Source organism: Legionellales bacterium (genome assembly GCA_026125385.1).
Taxonomy (GTDB): domain Bacteria; phylum Pseudomonadota; class Gammaproteobacteria; order JAHCLG01; family JAHCLG01; genus JAHCLG01.
This window is the reverse complement of sequence record JAHCLG010000005.1, coordinates 81650-97817: the sequence shown is the minus strand read 5'-3', so window position 1 is coordinate 97817 and position 16168 is coordinate 81650. Positions and strand designations below refer to the sequence as shown.

Genomic DNA, 16168 nt, shown 5'->3' with positions numbered 1-16168 from the left:
TCATTTTAGCGAAAACGGATACGTGGATCGACTAAGGTATATGAAATATCCGTTAAAATTAATCCTATGATATATAATACCGAACCCAGAAATACCATGGAACGCACAATTGCAAAATCTTGTTGTTGAATCGCATCGATGGTATAGCTGCCAAGGCCTGGGATCCCAAAAAAAGATTCCATGATCAAGCTACCTAGAAATAAACTCGGTAATATCACAATGACTCCCGTTAAAATGGGAATTAAGGTATTTTTTAAGACATGCTTAAATAATACTTTAAATTCTGCTAAGCCTTTGGCGCGTGCAGTGCGAACGTAATCTTTATTCATTTCTTCTAAAAACAAAGTGCGATACCAGCGTGAACCTGCACCAATTCCTCCAATCACGCCAATAATAACCGGCAAAATAATAAATTTAATCCCATTCCAGCCATAATCAAATCCCGAAATAGGAACTAGGTGCAACATTTTTCCCACTAAATATTGACCTCCAATAATATAAAATAAACTGGAAATCGACATCATAATGACGCAAATAATCACGCCCGTGATGTCTAAATACGTGGAGCGGAAAAATGCCATTAACATCGCAAATACAATGTTAACGAATAATCCTAACAATAAAATGGGAATAGCAATACTGAGCGATGGCCACATACGCTGGCGAATATCATGACCAATATTGCGTCCAGAATCTGAAACACCAAAATGAAAAATAAATAATTGCAGCGATTTTTGAAAAAATAACGTTGCAGTCAACGTTGAAATGCCAGTTTCATGATCATTATAAAAAAGTGGAACGTCATAACCGTGAGTTTTTTTCCAACTATCAATTGCTGCTTGCGTCACATGCTTTTGTCCTAGATGCATGCGTGCCATGTCATCAGGAGAATTGACAATAAAAAATAATAAAAACGTTAAAATATTTACGCCAATTAGCACGGGAATTGCATAAAGTATACGTCGAATAATATAAGCTACCATGGTTTACGCCTTTTAACCTGATGTTCTTTGCGCCAATAGTGCCAAAGCACGGGTAATAAGGCGATCATAAGAATAATTACGATTAAAAATATAGGCCACCAAATGGGTTGATTCCATTGTTGGCGTTTAAGTTCACGAACCTCAGGATAAATCCGTTTATATTTTAAGGTATTGCTAGACATCGCACTGAGTTTAACGGCATCGCCCCATTGATGACTTAAGGCAAAATTTAAGGGATGAAAACCAAATGCCCACGGCGCATCCCGTTGCACTATGGCAATCATTTTTTCAATGATGCGTTGCCGTTCTTGATTATTAGGTAAATTTTTCATTTTATCAAATAAGCGATCGTACTCAGGGTTATGATAATTGACGGCATTTTCCCCCCCGTGCTTCACTTTGCCGTTAGGACCATATAATAAAAATAAAAAATTTTCAGGATCGGGATAATCGGCCATCCAACCCCACGAAAATAATTGCGCATTGCCTTGACGCACTTTTTCTTGAAAACGATTATACGTGGTGCTGCGAATATTTAATTGTATCCCTAATTTTTCAAATTGTTTGCGCATCCAATCTAAACGTGATTTATCATCGGGTCCACCACTGGCAACGGTGTCATAATGTAATATGAGCGGTTTACCCGTTTTAGGATTAATACCGTGCGGGTAGCCTGCAGCAGTTAGTAATTTTTTTGCTTCCGCTAGACTCTTGCGCTGCGGTTTATTTTCTACCCAATCATAAACATACGGATTAAAGGCATGTTGATGCTGTTGATAGCCAAAAATTCCAGGGGGTAAGGGACCTTGCGCAGCAAGTCCGCGGCCATTTAAAAAAATCGAAATAAAATCTTCGTAATCCAATGCAATGGAAATTGCTTGACGTAACTTCCGCGCACGTTCACTCATCCCTCCTACCACATCATCGTTCATATTAAAACCTAAATAAAACGTGCTTAAACCCGTTTGTGTTTGTAATTGCACACCTTTGGCACTAAGTTCTGCTGTGAGATGTGGAGTGCCTGTTTGATCGATGCGAATAGCTTGATCAAAACTATCTGAACTGACATCGGAACTATCGTAATAACCTTGCAAAAATTTATTCCACCGCGGAATGCTTTCTTTTTCTAAAGTAAAAACGATTTTATCGATAAAAGGTAAACGCAATCCGGCATTTTTGAGTAATCCGCGTTGTTTATCTTCTGTGGTTCCGCTCTGCGGATAAAATTCAGGATGGAAATTGGCATTGCGAACTAATACCATTTCTTTATTGGGATTATTAATTACTAATTGATAGGGACCTGTGCCCACCGGATACCAGTCGAGAGAAATATTATGTTCCTTCAATGCAGGATTAGCATAAAATAAATCGGCCTCCCACGGCATCGCCGCAAAAAAAGGCATCGCTAGCCAATAGATAAATTGTGGGTATTTTCCAGTTAATTTTATTTCATAGGTATAGCGATCGATGACTTTAACACCGGCTAAAGGATATTGCCGTAAATCTAAAAATTGATCGGGATGTTTTTGTAATGCTTCGCTTAATCGCTGCGAATACTCTTTTAAACCCACGATATGCTGACTCATTAATCCTAAAATAGGTGAATGTACTTTAGGATTCGCCAAACGTTTTATTTGATAGACATAATCTTCTGCCGTGAGTTCGCGAGTAGCAGTATGGGTAAAATCAGAGAGCGTATTTATTTTTTCTAGTTGTGGTAAGGTTAAATGTTGATATCGATAATTCCCGAAACTATCTTTGGCAAACGCCGGATGGTTTTGAAAAAAAATGCCGGGCTTAATCTGAATGCGATAAATACTATACGCAATTTTTTCATCCGCTGCGTTTTGGGGTAAAGGGTTACCACTTTTATCAACATATTGAGGTTGTGGCATAGTGGTAGCAGTTAACGGGATGAGTTGATAGGGACGCTGCAAATAATCATATTGCAAGGGAGGTTCGTAAATATGATTGGTAAAAAGCGATTCTTCGACGGAATAGGAACGCGCGGGATCGAGCGTTTTCGGACGCTCACTAAAACTGGAATAAAGAATATTGGCTTGGTTTTCTTTATGCGGATAAGGATTATTCAATGGGCGATCGTGACAGCCATTTAAGAGGAACAAGGTTATTAAGAGGAATAAAATCCGTTTCACACATCCAATCCCTGTTATGTCATTGAAGGGTATTATACCCTCGCGATCACAATTTAGGAATTTAAAATTACGGATGACTTTGATTTAAATTAGGAAATTGCACAATATTATTGGGGCGAGAAAAACCGAGTTCCACCACGAGCTTACCCGCAAGCGTGATGGTACTTGCCAAACGCAAATTATTTTCTTGAAAATATTCGAAGCGATACGTTCGGACAATACACAGATGCCCTGCTAGACTTCGTTTTAAGCTCATTGATTTTAATACCGCTGTATCATCGAGTAATTGAAAATGACGCTGCTCACAAGCGCGCCTAGAAACATCCACGGCAATTTTTTTGGCATGCAAAGAATCCATCCATAACCAGACGAATCCAAAGAGAATAAACAGTGATATCAACGAAATCATGGAGGCTATTGTAATTCAGCACTAATAAGCATGCAAGATGAATGCGCGTGCAAAAATTGCAGTGTTACTAACTTGATGCTTTACTAATAAACCAATTATTTTGAGTAGCTATTCGCCGCGTATCAGTCGTACTCTCCGCTCACCGGAGAAACTTAGTGTGAGCGCTCCTTTCTTAACGTGTTTACACCAGTGCTATGCAGATTTGCTTATCATCACAATTTTAGCGTGCTTTTTCAGCCCTAAAACATATAATTCATAATCCAAACCACCCATGGTACGTTCAAGCTCGAGTTGGTAAGCGGCAATCGCATTCGCCGTTTTAGGATCGAGATTGCCTGGATGAATCGCACTGAGGTGGATAAGCACATAATCACCATTACGCAGTGAAAATCCTTGCCAGGGTGTTTCTTGACGCAATTGAAATGCATGCGCAACAATTTCCGGTTGTAACTGGTTGGCAATGCGGGTGATGGCTTTAACGGATTTCCAACCTTTAGTATTCGCTATATTTTGCTTTTTAAGGGTGTCTAAGAGTTGCTGACCTTGCTGCTGTGCCAGCTCCTGCATGTGTTTTTGCACCAATAATTCTTTAATTTTATCTTTTACTTCAGCAAAAGCTTGAATACGCGCCGGTAAATGTTTAGCAATACGCAAAACAATTACGTGATTATTACTGAGTTCAAGTGGATCGCTATTGTAATGTTGAGTTAACACATCGTTGCTAAATGCAGCGCTAATGACTTTGGGATTTTTAGTGAAATCATCCTTGCCACCATCTCGCGAAAATAAGCCACTTGTTTGAATCGTTAAGCCTAAAGCCTTAGCCGCAGGCTTAAGACTATCGGAATTAGCATAACTTAAATTGGCAAGTTGCTCGTTTAAATTCGCAAAATGTTGTTGTGCTTGTTGTTGCAGATAATCCTGTTTTAACTGGGAATAAATAGATGGATAAGAAGCAATTTTTTGCGGTTCATAGGCTTGGAGTTTAATAATACTGATGCCATATTCCGTGGGAGTGGGTTTGCTTACTTGTCCAGCTTTATTTAATTGTCGCACTACCGTTAAAAAGGATGGCGGTAATTTTGTGTGATTATCGATCCAACCTAGATCACCCCCCTGTTTAGCAGAAACCCGATCTTCAGAGTACTGCTTGGCTAATTTTGCAAAATTAGCGCCCTTTTCCACTTGTTGATATATCTGCTGAGCTTTTTCATTAATTGCTTGCCGTTCTTGAGCCGTTGCCTGAGTGGGAACGCGCAATAAAATTTGCGCGATTTTCCAGCGCGGCGGCGTGGTATAATTATCGAGATTATTGTCGTAATATTCTTTTAATTGTTTATCGCTAACGTTAATGGTTTTCATCACCTCTGGCAGTGAGAGTTCGATATAATTGATACTGACTTGCTCGGGGACTTTGAAAGTATTTTTATGTTGTTGATAATAATCTTGCAATTGCTTTTCATCGATTTTAACCTGTGACGCGAATTGTTTAGCAGGAATAATTTTATAAGAAAAATCACGTTTTTCTGTGACCAAACTAATCGCTTGCTGAACTTGATAAGGCAAGGAAAAAACAGGGGCTAAAAACATACTACGCATTTGTTCTATCAATAAGCCCTTTTGCAATTGATCTAAATATTGTTGCGGAGTAAATCCCATGTTGCGCACAAGCTCTGCAAAACGTTCGTTGGAAAAAGATTGATTCACTTGAAACGCAGGAATATTTTGAATCATCCCTACGAGTTGATTCTGAGAAATTCGTAAACCATGCTGCTTAGCATTTTCAAATAATAAAGTGCCGTCGATTAAATTGTCTAAAGCCAATTCCCGCAGTGCTTTGGTGCTTTCTGGGGTTGGATTATAATTTGCGCCCAATTGGATTTGCTGCTGACGTTGCAAGCGATTAAAGAGATCGGTGACTTGTTGGGTAGTGATGGTGATGCCATTGACTTTAGCGGCGATTTCTTGCCCGGGTGCCGTGGTTAAATAATTGTGTACTCCCCACATTGCGAAGGTCACGCAAATTAAGATGACAATAATCCACAGGATAACCCCTTGTGCCCGTTTTTGTATACTTTGTAGCATAGTTCGCCCTTCAACCCACTCCATTTTCAAAATGGAGTTGAGTATATACCAAACCCACTCACAAATGCGAGTTGTCGGTGCAAAAAAATCACTGAACTGGGCGCGTGACTTTTGCCGGCATTCTCGCTACGATTCGGCAATACAATTTTATGGTAATTGCACGACCCATCATGCTCTGGAAAAAAGTTGAATTAGCCGATAAATCCCTACTTGACCAATACTTTGCAACTGTCAAGATGCGCTCTTTTTCACATTGTTTTACTGAACTAATGCTATGGCAATTCCGCTATCAACCAGAATATAGTTTCCTTCAAAATTTTCTCTGCTTGCGTTTTTGGGAGCATGACTGCGCTTATTACGCGTTTCCACTGGGCAATGGCGATTTACTCAAGGGTATTAGCCAGTTGGCCACTGACTTTTTTCAGCAGCATCCTCACCTTCCTTTTACATTTAATTGGCTCACGCAGGATCAACAACAGACATTAACAGAGTTGTTTTCAGATTATTTTATCATCACCCACAACCTAGATTTATCCGACTATATTTATCGTATTAACGATTTGATTCATTTGCCGGGGAATTTATATCACGATAAACGAAATTTATTAAATCGTTTTAAACGCCATCAGGGCTACCAATATCAGCCACTAACCCCAAATTCGCTTGAACAATTACACACTCATTTATCGTTATTTTATGCAAGCAACTCGACGCCTAATCTCTTATTAGAACGTCAAGGCGTAGAATTTATTTTTCGACATTTTTCGCAATTGGACTATGAAGGCGCTGTAATCACCCTTAATCAGCAGCCCATTGCCTTTACCCTCGGTGAAAACATAACAAGTGATACGCTGGTCATCCACGTTGAAAAAGCCTTGCGTGACTATCCTGGTGCTTATCAAGCGATTAATCAATTTTTTTTAGTCGATAATCTTAGGCGCAATCCGCAATTAGTCTATGTTAATCGCGAAAATGATGAGGGCGTTTTAGGCTTACGAAAAGCCAAACAAAGTTACCATCCTTGTCATTATCTCGATAAATATACTGCTAAATCTTACAGGACTTACGAAAAACGAGAGTTTTTTTTGCAATCGAGGCACGAACCGTCGCGAGCAGCGCAGCAAGGTTCGTAACGAAGAGTGCAGGTAAAAATCGAAGTTTTTCGTAAGTCCTGTCTTAAGAACACTTTATTACAGCACGGTAGTGCCCTCATCCACAGTTAAATATTAATACCACAGTCAGAGTGACGCGCTTTACATTACTTAGTTCAATACAAGAGATTCAGTTGATGATTGGACAGATGGATTAAGAGTAGAATTATTCTGGACATTTCATCCAGCCAATTAAACATGACAAGGCAACAATAAGAAGTGGCGGAGCGGACGGGACTCGAACCCGCGACCCCCGGCGTGACAGGCCGGTATTCTAACCAGCTGAACTACCGCTCCGAGCTTTCAAAATCAGCATGAGGCGCGATTATACGCAGCTACTAACGTTCATGCAAGCTATAATTAATTATTTTTTTGAGCCAAATTCAAGTTTATCATTAGCCTTAAATTGCAGTTTAGTTTAAAGGATGATGAAGGCTTATGGTTAAGTTTATTATTCATTATTTGAATTTCCAGGAGTTGGAGTGCTAAATGGCAGATGTCTCTCAGAGTCAGAAGTTGTGGCGCCTGTGCTTTTAGTGTAATCCTGGTTTGCTTCGATATTAGAAGACATAACAATAACTGGGGTAAAGGTTTTTCTTTTCCTGTTGTTACCCATGATTGTATTGGGGGGTTGTGAAGAAAAACTGGATGACGAGTCAGTTGTTGTTCCATCACTTGCCTGAGTGCTTAAAGTAGCAAGTGTATTGGCAGCGTTCGATATGGCCGTAAAATCAGGACTTGCGGGGAATATTGGGGAGATTGTACCAGAATTGCATTGAAGATGTTGGTTATTAAATCCATTGCCAAAGGATAAAGGTAATTTTGGTGGTTGAAAAAATGAAGGTGTTCTACCTTGAGGCATTGTTAATCTATGATGATTTGAACCAGGTGGCATTATTGGTATAGCGTTAACCATTTCTCTTGGCTGATTATTAGCATTATTTGGAATAGTATTAGAGTTATGATTAAACAAAAGAGAACCGGTATTGCTTTTTTTGCGAGGTGGCTGAAAAGTATGAGTATGAGCCTCCCTTTGCTTTTTGCTATTACTTAATTCTGCAATTTGTGAATTTTTTTGAGTAATTTGCCTAGTCAAATAAGTGTTATTACTGCGAGATAATCTTAATTCAGATTCAAGCTGAGCATTTCGCGCAAGTAGAAGAGCATTTTGCGCAAGTAAACTAGACACTATTTGTAAAGATGGTTGGAGTGACTGAACAGCATGAGTGTTTTGCGGTAAAACATTGGGTAGAACGACAGCAATTGGATTATTGCCATTATTTTGGTTCGTTGGTGAAACATTAAGCGCTGCCCAATTCCGTTTGAGTTGTTCTTTTAACGAATTATTAGGAAAATAGGTATCAATAAAATCTGGCATATTATTAGCAAAATAATCTTCCGCATTGGCTGTGTTAGTATAGGTGAAATCGAATATAATAATTGCTGCCCATAAGTTCGCTAAGCGATCAGCGGATGAATCTACAGTTGAGTTTTCATAAGGTTTCTCTTTAATGTTATTTTCCAGACAGAATTGGATCAATTTTCCATAAATAGGATAATGAGTATTATAAATTAATTTGCGAGTTTCATTATTTTTAATAATTTCATTATAAATAAGATAGTGAGCTCGAAAAGAACAGATAGATTCATAGAGTTTTCCTTGGTATTTTGTCAACTGCTTTTGATATTTTCTTATGATTCCATACTCACCAGTTTTATTAAGAGGCGCATTTGAGTTCGCTATTGCCATTTCAAAATTAATCCATTTTTTAATTTTTTGAAATCTAAAAACATTACAATCTAGTTTTTCACGGGTGCACTCCACGCTTATGTTGTGTTGATTAGTTTCTGATGCAGAGTGATTGGTTTCAATTCCGAATCCGACGAGCTGATATTTTTCAAACTCATCCTCGCGAATAAACTGATTAATTATATATTGATACCAATCTAGCTGATTTTTCATGGCCATTAACGCTACTTCACCTGAATTCGATTCTTCAGTATTTTCGCTATCTTGCAAAATTATACCTGAGGTAGCAGTCGAGGACACTTGCTGATGGTTTGTTAAATTAGCAGCATTTCCAGAAGCATTATTTATAACTTTTGCATTTGCTTTTATTTGCTCAAAATATTGGATTCCAGCTTTACCATAAAGATCAAAACGATTATTGGCAATAGTGTCTAGGATTTTTTCAAATTCACGGTAGAAAGAAATATTAGGAAAATTTCCATCATTCACGAGTTTGGCATTATAAAATAAATCGGGGATTAATATTTCACAATCAGAGATAAAGGTATTTATTTTTACTTGAATTTCACTTAAAGCTGATAAGGCTTCGGATGAACTCGATGAGGATGACGAGCTAGATGAAGAGGATGAACTGGAAGATGAAAAGCTAGAATCTTCCTCTTTTTGTAACTTTTCTTTTTGGCTTCGAATTTCTGTGGTAATTTTATCCTTAATAAGCTCATAGCTTGTCATTGCTTCGTTTTGATTTTGTGGATGTTGTAAAAACCCTGTGACTAACGCCAGCAATAAATGTTGCAAGCCAGTATAAACACTAACCTTCTCACCCGTTTTACACAAGATATCAAATTGGTTTTCAAATTGCTTAGATTGTTGGGCCAGCGATTTTAATTTTGTAATTTCTGCAGTAAACATGATTTTTTCTCATTATTTTTTAAGCGCATAGTATACCCATCCATTATTAAGGAAATATGTATTTTATACTGTTGGCTGGCAGCCCACGCGCTTCCCACCGCACATGGGCTCAATCACGCCTGTTGTCGTCGGAAAAGTGATAGCTAAGCCTTGTTGGTGCCGAATTGCTAAATAGGCCATTAATTCTGCTTCAATCGCTTGGGATTGCCAACCAAGATCGCTTGCAGTCAAAAAGCGGGTTGTTGCGGGTAATAATGATTTAAACTGTTGGGTAATAAAAGGATTGTCAAAACCTCCTCCGACTAAAACCACGGTTGTTAATAATGCTGTTTGTGACTGTTGTATAACAGTCTCTGCTAAGAGTTTAGCGGTAAAAAATCCAAGGGTCGCGCAACCATCGTTAAGATCTAAGGCTAATATTCCTGAAGTCAAACTCAAGTCATGCGTGTCCAAGGATTTAGGAGAGGGCTTTTGATAAAAATTTTCAGTAGCGAAACCACCCGAGCGTTGATATAACTCATCGATTAAATCAATATGAATTTTTCCTTTAAAAGCATACTTGCCATCGTGGTCGCACATTTCTCGTCCTGCTGTTTTCAAACGCACGAAGCGATCTAATAATCCACATCCAGGCCCAATATCAAATGCCACTAACGCTGCCGTTTGATGAGATGGAATCACGGTAATATTGGCAATCCCGCCACAATTAATCACCGCACAAGGCAATAGCTGATGTCGCACGGCTAAGGCGTGATGATAAATCGGTGCCAGCGGTGCGCCCTCCCCGCCATGCATTAAATCTTGTTGGCGAAAATCGTAAACCACCTCAATATCGGTTAACTCTGCCAATAACGATGCATTACCTACTTGGATTGACTTTTTAAGGTTGGCGCGATGAAATAAGGTTTGCCCATGATAACCAATGACATCAATGGCGTCTCTCGTTAAATTTTGTTGTTGTAATAATAAGTTGACACACTGCGCGTGCAATAGTGTGGAATGCTGAATTATTTTCGTCAGTGTTATTTCGTTAGGAGGACAAGCAAAATAGTCCGCTAATTCATGCAAATGAAGATCAACGTTATCAACGTTTAATTGCTGACGCAAAAATTGTAATACTATTTGAAAAAAATGTTCTTCTGCTAAAGTCAGCGACCCCTGGTATTGATGTAAAGCAAATTCCGCGGCTTTTAACGCTTTATGAAACTGTGGATGATAATTCAAATGAACGTGTGCCAATGATTGATTATGAAATTTTCCATCTGTTTGTAATAATGCGGCATCGACTCCATCCATGGAGGTTCCACTCATTAATCCAATCGCCTGATACAGTTTCATCGTGTTTCTGCTCGCTGACACAACTGTTTCATTTCACTCACGGCTTTTTCCACACCGGAGAATAACGCCCGCGCGACAATTGCATGACCGATATTTAATTCATTAATAAATGGTAATTGGGCTACGGCGGTGACGTTATGATAATGCAAACCATGTCCGGCATTGACAATGAGTCCCGCTTGCTGTGCTAGTATTCCCGCATGATTAAGTCGGGCTAATTCTTTTGCTTGCAGGGAAGAAGATTTTGCATTGGCATATTCACCGGTGTGTAATTCAATGGTTTTAGCACCCGTTGCTAAACACGCTTCAATTTGCTCAACATCAGGATCGATAAATAAGGAAACATCAATGCCGTGTTGTTGTAGTTTTTTTACCGCCGCTTGCACATTCGCACGCTGCTGGATGACATCTAATCCGCCTTCGGTAGTTAATTCTTCACGTTTTTCAGGCACAATACAACAATGTTGCGGGCGAATCGCGCAGGCAAAATCGATCATTTCTGTGGTTAACGCTAATTCTAAATTCATGCGTGTTTGCAGTAATTTTCGTAATACTCGCACATCTTCATCTTGAATATGTCGTCTATCTTCACGCAAATGCAAGGTGATACCATCGGCACCCGCTTGCTCTGCTGCTAAGGCAAAATGAATAGGATCGGGATACGCTGTTCTTCGCACTTGGCGCAGTGTTGCCACATGATCGATATTAACGCCTAAATAAACCATAATAATTATTCCTCATTATTAAACGGCACAAATAAATCGCGGGATTTGAGTGTTTTGCCATTGAGCAATCGATTAAATGCTTGGCGCATAATCCATTTTGCCGCTTTTAAATGTTCTTTAGTGACTAATGTTTCTTGCTGCAACGCTAATAAATACTCGCCTCGAATTAGTTGCGGATGATTAGGATGTAGCGTGTTAATTTTAACAGGTCCGTTTTCCACATCCAATAAATAATAGGCTTTAGCATCGACTTTTTCGTGGGTATGAGCATCGAAATCTAAATTTAATTCATAACCTAAAAATCGTAATAATTTTTTTTCAAAATAACGCAAGGTCACTTCGATGGAATCGGTTTCCGTTAATTCTTGTAAGGTTTTCGCGTAAACTGTAAATAATTCAGGATGACTATCCTGAGGCTGTAATAATTTGACTAATAATTCGTTGAGATAAAGAGCACTGAATAACCTTTCTTCGCTGAGGATAATCACCTGCCCTATCAACTCAAGATGGGTTAAGGTCATTAATTCTGTTTTGCCGCTAAAACTGATTAATAGCGGTTGAAACGGTTGCAATTGTCCGCGAAATCGCGATTTCATTCCACGCGCATTTTTAGCCATAGTTTCAATTTTTCCATGATCACGCGTGAAAAAAGTCACTAATAAACTAGTATCACGAAAGGGTCTGGTATGAAGAACCAATGCTTCGGCTAATTGCACGCGCATTATTCATAGCCTAACTGTCTTAAGGCTTTTAGATCATCCGACCAATTTTCTTTGACTTTAACCCATAATTTTAAATTGACCGGTTTATTCAATATTTTCTGCATATCTTTACGCGCTGCGATCCCGACATTTTTTAAAACTTTGCCGCCTTTACCTATGACAATGGCTTTTTGCCCTTCGCGCTCAACCCAAATTAACGCCGCCACGCACACGCGCTTTTCTTCATGCTGTATTTGTTCAATTTCCACGGTAATCGCATACGGTAATTCTTGCTCGAGGGTACGCATCAATTTTTCGCGCACGATTTCACTGAGGCGCATGGATTGATGTTGATCGGTGATATTGTCTTCGGAAAAATAAAAAGGTGACGCTGGCAAAAAAGGTTGGATGGAAGAAAATAATTTAACAAGATTTTTTTCATATAAAGCAGAAATCGGAATAATTTCCGCAAAGGGATAGTATTTTCCCATTTTTTCAATAAAGGGTAAGAGCTGATCTTTATCTTTTACTCTGTCGGTTTTATTGATTAATAAAATAACTGGCTTTTTGACGTGTTTGATTTTTTCTAAAACCCATTCATCCTCAGGTAGCCACTGCATGGCCTCAATGACAAAAATTACCGCATTAATATCGTCTTGCAAACTGCGCAAACTGGCTTTATTCATCAGTTGATTTAATTGATGTTGGTTGTCTTGGTGCAATCCCGGTGTATCAATAAAGACAAATTGATGATGATCATAGGTTTTAATGCCGCGGATTTGATGACGAGTAGTTTGTGGCTTGGGCGAAGTAATACAAATTTTTTCTCCCAATAAATGATTTATAAATGTCGATTTACCCACATTCGGGCGCCCGACAATGGTAATAAATCCGCAATAAGTGGTTGTCATGGTTATTTAATCTCTAATTTTTCTAACATCATTTCTGCCGCTGCTTGTTCAGCACGCCGCCTTGAACTTCCCGATGCTACTGCGCGAAGATTGTGTTCATTGAGTTGACACTCAACAAAAAAGATTTGCGCATGTGCTTCGCCTTCAACTTTAACAATTTCATACTGTGGTAATGAATATTGTTTACCTTGCAAATATTCTTGTAAGCGCGATTTCGGATCTTTATAAGATACTTGCAAGGATTGTTGTAAGAGCCTTTGTTGAAACCAGCTCAAAACACAGGCACGACATTTTTCGAGCCCTGCATCTAAATAAATAGCAGCGATGATCGCTTCGACGGCATCGGCTAAAATAGAGCTACGGTATTTGCCACCGCTTTTTAATTCACCTGTCCCCAAAAGTAAATAGTTGCCTAATTCAAATTGTTGAGCAATTTCAGCCAAGGTTTCTCCGCGCACTAAATTGGCTCGCAAGCGACTTAAATCCCCTTCGCGTGCACTGGGAAATTGCTGATACAGGGCTTCTGCAATGACAAAATTGACAATTGAATCGCCTAAAAATTCTAAACGTTCATTATTTTGCAACTGGAAACTACGATGACTCAGTGCTGCCAGCAAATAGGACTCATCTTGAAATGAATGGCCTAGTTGTTTCATTAATTGCTGAAGTTGTGCGTTCACGATGATACGATGGCCTCATGTTCAAACTTAATAACCAGAAAAATATTACGGAAAAAATGTTCTTCTACTTGGTAATCTAAGCGCACCGAAACTTGATTATCGGGCTTTTTAGTAAATTTTAAATTGGCAATGGGAATGCTGCGCGCATTATTAATGCGAAAATAATTAATTAAATAACGCGTAACTTCGTCCTTGAAAGGCAAGGCGTTAGTACGCGGCTCTTTCATGTGATCAGGCAAATTGGAAAAGGCTTTAGTGACACTGAGATCGGTATAGAACGGTGGCAACGCTTTAACAGCAAAAAAAAGCAAAAAGCCAATAAGAAAAATAAAAAAAGCCAATCCTAGTAGTGAGGCACCCTGTTGTTTCTTTTGCATAGCTATACTCCTTTTAAAATAATGACTATTTTTTATCGACCTTTAAAATCGCTAAAAATGCTGATTGTGGAATTTCCACTTTACCAAATCGTTTCATGCGTTTTTTACCTTCTTTTTGTTTTTCTAAGAGTTTTCGTTTACGCGTGATATCACCACCATAACATTTCGCCGTCACATTTTTTCTCAGCGCTTTGACTGTGGTGCGAGCAATAATGTGCGAACCCATCGCCGCTTGAATGGCAACATCAAACATTTGGCGTGGAATGAGTTCACGCAATTTTTCGGCAATTTCTCGACCTCTACGTTCTGCCACCTCGCGATGAACAATCAGTGCTAGCGCATCGACTTTTTCACCGTTAATTAAAATATCAAGTCGAGTTAACTGCGCAGGTTGAAAACGCACGAATTGATAATCGAGTGAAGCATAGCCTCGACTGGTCGATTTAATTTTATCGAAAAAATCTAACACCACTTCACTCATGGGTAATTCATAATGAATTTCGACTTGTTTGTTATGATAAAGCATTTTTTGCTGAACACCTCGTCGTTCTTCGCATAGCGTTATCACACTACCCACAAATTCTTGTGGAACTAAAATATTGGCACTGACAATGGGTTCGCGCATTTCCATAATTTTACTGGGATCGGGTAATTTCGAGGGATTATCGATATCGACCACATCGCCATCTTTTAATACCACTTGGTGAATAACCGTTGGTGCTGTAGTAATTAAATCTAATTCGTATTCGCGTTCTAAACGTTCTTGCACAATTTCCATGTGCAACATGCCTAAAAATCCGCAACGAAAACCAAACCCTAAGGATTCGGAATTTTCGGGTTCGTAAAATAAGGCTGCATCGTTGATGCGTAATTTAGCAAGGGCATCGCGAAAGGATTCATAATCTTCTGAATTCACCGGAAAAACACCCGCATAAACTTGTGAGCGCACTTTTTTAAATCCAGCCAACGGCGTTTCTGCCGAATTTTTTGCATGAGTGATAGTATCGCCAACGGGTGCAGCATCAATTTCTTTAATTCCAGCAATAATATAACCTACTTCTCCGGTTTTTAGGCTAGGTTTATCGACTTGTTTGGGTGTAAAAGTTCCGACACGATCCGCTTGAAAGACGCGACCGGTGGACATGATTTTAATTTTATCGTTAGTGTTGAGCACGCCATTCATAATTCGCACTAAAGAGACGACGCCTAAATAACTATCAAACCAAGAATCGATAATTAATGCTTGCAAGGGTGCAGCAGGATCACCTTGAGGAGCAGGAATTTTTTCGATTAATTGTTCGAGTAAGTCGGGAACGCCTAAACCAGTTTTAGCGCTAATCCCAATCGCATCTTGCGCACCGATACCAATAATATCTTCGATTTCTTCGCACACCCGTTTAGGTTCTGCTTGTGGTAAATCGATTTTATTTAATACTGGAATCACTTCTAAACCTTGTTCAATCGCCGTATAACACACCGCTAAAGTTTGAGCTTCTACCCCTTGCGCGGCATCGACCACCAACAACGCCCCTTCGCAAGCGGCCAATGAACGTGAGACTTCATAAGCAAAATCGACATGACCTGGGGTATCGATAAAGTTGAGTTGATAGCGTTGACCATTTTTCGCGGTGTAAAATAAGGTGACGCTTTGGGCTTTGATGGTAATGCCACGTTCGCGTTCCAAATCCATCGAGTCGAGTACTTGCGCAGACATTTCGCGCTCGCTTAAGCCACCGCATAATTGAATAAGGCGATCGGCTAAGGTAGATTTGCCATGATCGATATGAGCAATAATTGAAAAATTACGAATTTCCTGCATAAAATCCAAAGTCTTGGGTGATGTAATAAGTGGCGCTATTGTAACGGAAATTATTCCTGCTCGCTATGAGAGAATGAAGGTGCAAGAGTTGTAAGGAAGATTTTTGTTGCCGAGTTAACGTTACTCAGTCATGTATTTCAGTAGACATTCCTTCGCATCTTTATACTTAAC

13 protein-coding genes and 1 tRNA gene are annotated in these 16168 nt (G+C 39.3%); 1 reads left to right on the top strand and 13 read right to left on the bottom strand.

Annotation, left to right across the window (positions count from 1 at the left end; genetic code table 11):
* Positions 1 to 5 precede the first annotated feature (5 nt).
* The 4 genes from KIT27_03325 to KIT27_03310 all read right to left on the bottom strand — a co-directional run bounded on the left by KIT27_03325 (position 6) and on the right by KIT27_03310 (position 5633).
* On the bottom strand, positions 6 to 983 hold the full coding sequence (locus KIT27_03325) for an ABC transporter permease (protein MCW5588673.1): 978 nt from the start codon (positions 981 to 983) through the stop codon (positions 6 to 8).
* Entirely contained in the window at positions 977 to 3139 is a 2163-nt protein-coding gene (locus tag KIT27_03320) for an ABC transporter substrate-binding protein (GenBank protein ID MCW5588672.1), read from the bottom strand. Before KIT27_03320 ends, KIT27_03325 begins: the two co-directional genes overlap by 7 nt.
* 67 nt (positions 3140 to 3206) lie before the next feature.
* Positions 3207 to 3548 carry a DUF3301 domain-containing protein gene (locus tag KIT27_03315; GenBank protein MCW5588671.1) on the bottom strand — a complete coding sequence of 114 codons (342 nt, stop codon included), beginning with the start codon at positions 3546 to 3548 and terminating at the stop codon, positions 3207 to 3209.
* Between the two features lie 192 nt (positions 3549 to 3740).
* Positions 3741 to 5633: a SurA N-terminal domain-containing protein gene (locus tag KIT27_03310; protein MCW5588670.1), complete on the bottom strand. Its 1893-nt coding sequence runs from the start codon at positions 5631 to 5633 to the stop codon at positions 3741 to 3743.
* 149 nt (positions 5634 to 5782) lie between these two features.
* Here KIT27_03310 and KIT27_03305 point away from each other — a divergent pair, with 149 nt between their 5' ends.
* The gene (locus KIT27_03305; protein ID MCW5588669.1) at positions 5783 to 6766 is read left to right on the top strand and encodes a DUF2156 domain-containing protein; all 984 of its coding nucleotides are present in this window, start codon (positions 5783 to 5785) and stop codon (positions 6764 to 6766) included.
* Between the two features lie 238 nt (positions 6767 to 7004).
* Here KIT27_03305 and KIT27_03300 read toward each other — a convergent pair.
* The 9 genes from KIT27_03300 to lepA all read right to left on the bottom strand — a co-directional run bounded on the left by KIT27_03300 (position 7005) and on the right by lepA (position 15997).
* A tRNA-Asp gene (locus tag KIT27_03300) sits at positions 7005 to 7081 on the bottom strand.
* 154 nt (positions 7082 to 7235) lie between these two features.
* Positions 7236 to 9446 (bottom strand): hypothetical protein, encoded by a 2211-nt coding sequence (locus tag KIT27_03295; protein ID MCW5588668.1) that lies wholly within the window; start codon positions 9444 to 9446, stop codon positions 7236 to 7238.
* 63 nt (positions 9447 to 9509) lie between these two features.
* A complete protein-coding gene (locus KIT27_03290) occupies positions 9510 to 10784 on the bottom strand; it encodes an anhydro-N-acetylmuramic acid kinase (protein MCW5588667.1) in 1275 nt (424 codons plus the stop codon).
* The gene (pdxJ, locus tag KIT27_03285) at positions 10781 to 11518 is read right to left on the bottom strand and encodes a pyridoxine 5'-phosphate synthase (GenBank protein MCW5588666.1); all 738 of its coding nucleotides are present in this window, start codon (positions 11516 to 11518) and stop codon (positions 10781 to 10783) included. Before pdxJ ends, KIT27_03290 begins: the two co-directional genes overlap by 4 nt.
* A complete protein-coding gene (gene recO, locus KIT27_03280; protein MCW5588665.1) occupies positions 11515 to 12231 on the bottom strand; it encodes a DNA repair protein RecO in 717 nt (238 codons plus the stop codon). Before recO ends, pdxJ begins: the two co-directional genes overlap by 4 nt.
* Positions 12231 to 13121 (bottom strand): GTPase Era, encoded by an 891-nt coding sequence (gene era / locus KIT27_03275; GenBank protein ID MCW5588664.1) that lies wholly within the window; start codon positions 13119 to 13121, stop codon positions 12231 to 12233. Before era ends, recO begins: the two co-directional genes overlap by 1 nt.
* Positions 13122 to 13123: 2 nt before the next feature.
* Positions 13124 to 13801 (bottom strand): ribonuclease III, encoded by a 678-nt coding sequence (gene rnc, locus KIT27_03270; protein MCW5588663.1) that lies wholly within the window; start codon positions 13799 to 13801, stop codon positions 13124 to 13126.
* Entirely contained in the window at positions 13798 to 14178 is a 381-nt protein-coding gene (locus KIT27_03265; GenBank protein MCW5588662.1) for a DUF4845 domain-containing protein, read from the bottom strand. The genes rnc and KIT27_03265 overlap by 4 nt, the downstream gene beginning before the upstream one ends.
* Positions 14179 to 14203: 25 nt before the next feature.
* Complete coding sequence (lepA, locus tag KIT27_03260; protein MCW5588661.1) at positions 14204 to 15997, bottom strand: translation elongation factor 4; 1794 nt, start codon at positions 15995 to 15997, stop codon at positions 14204 to 14206.
* Positions 15998 to 16168 lie beyond the last annotated feature (171 nt).

What these genes read in the sequence shown, in the direction of transcription:
- KIT27_03290 (MCW5588667.1), bottom strand. Translation starts at nt 10,784, where the DNA reads ATGAAACTGTATCAGGCGATTGGATTAATGAGTGGAACCTCCATGGAT.
- KIT27_03265 (MCW5588662.1), bottom strand. Translation starts at nt 14,178, where the DNA reads ATGCAAAAGAAACAACAGGGTGCCTCACTACTAGGATTGGCTTTTTTT.
- KIT27_03295 (MCW5588668.1), bottom strand. Translation starts at nt 9,446, where the DNA reads ATGTTTACTGCAGAAATTACAAAATTAAAATCGCTGGCCCAACAATCT.
- KIT27_03305 (MCW5588669.1), top strand. Translation starts at nt 5,783, where the DNA reads ATGGTAATTGCACGACCCATCATGCTCTGGAAAAAAGTTGAATTAGCC.
- lepA (MCW5588661.1), bottom strand. Translation starts at nt 15,997, where the DNA reads ATGCAGGAAATTCGTAATTTTTCAATTATTGCTCATATCGATCATGGC.
- recO (MCW5588665.1), bottom strand. Translation starts at nt 12,231, where the DNA reads ATGCGCGTGCAATTAGCCGAAGCATTGGTTCTTCATACCAGACCCTTT.
- KIT27_03325 (MCW5588673.1), bottom strand. Translation starts at nt 983, where the DNA reads ATGGTAGCTTATATTATTCGACGTATACTTTATGCAATTCCCGTGCTA.
- era (MCW5588664.1), bottom strand. Translation starts at nt 13,121, where the DNA reads ATGACAACCACTTATTGCGGATTTATTACCATTGTCGGGCGCCCGAAT.
- KIT27_03310 (MCW5588670.1), bottom strand. Translation starts at nt 5,633, where the DNA reads ATGCTACAAAGTATACAAAAACGGGCACAAGGGGTTATCCTGTGGATT.
- KIT27_03315 (MCW5588671.1), bottom strand. Translation starts at nt 3,548, where the DNA reads ATGATTTCGTTGATATCACTGTTTATTCTCTTTGGATTCGTCTGGTTA.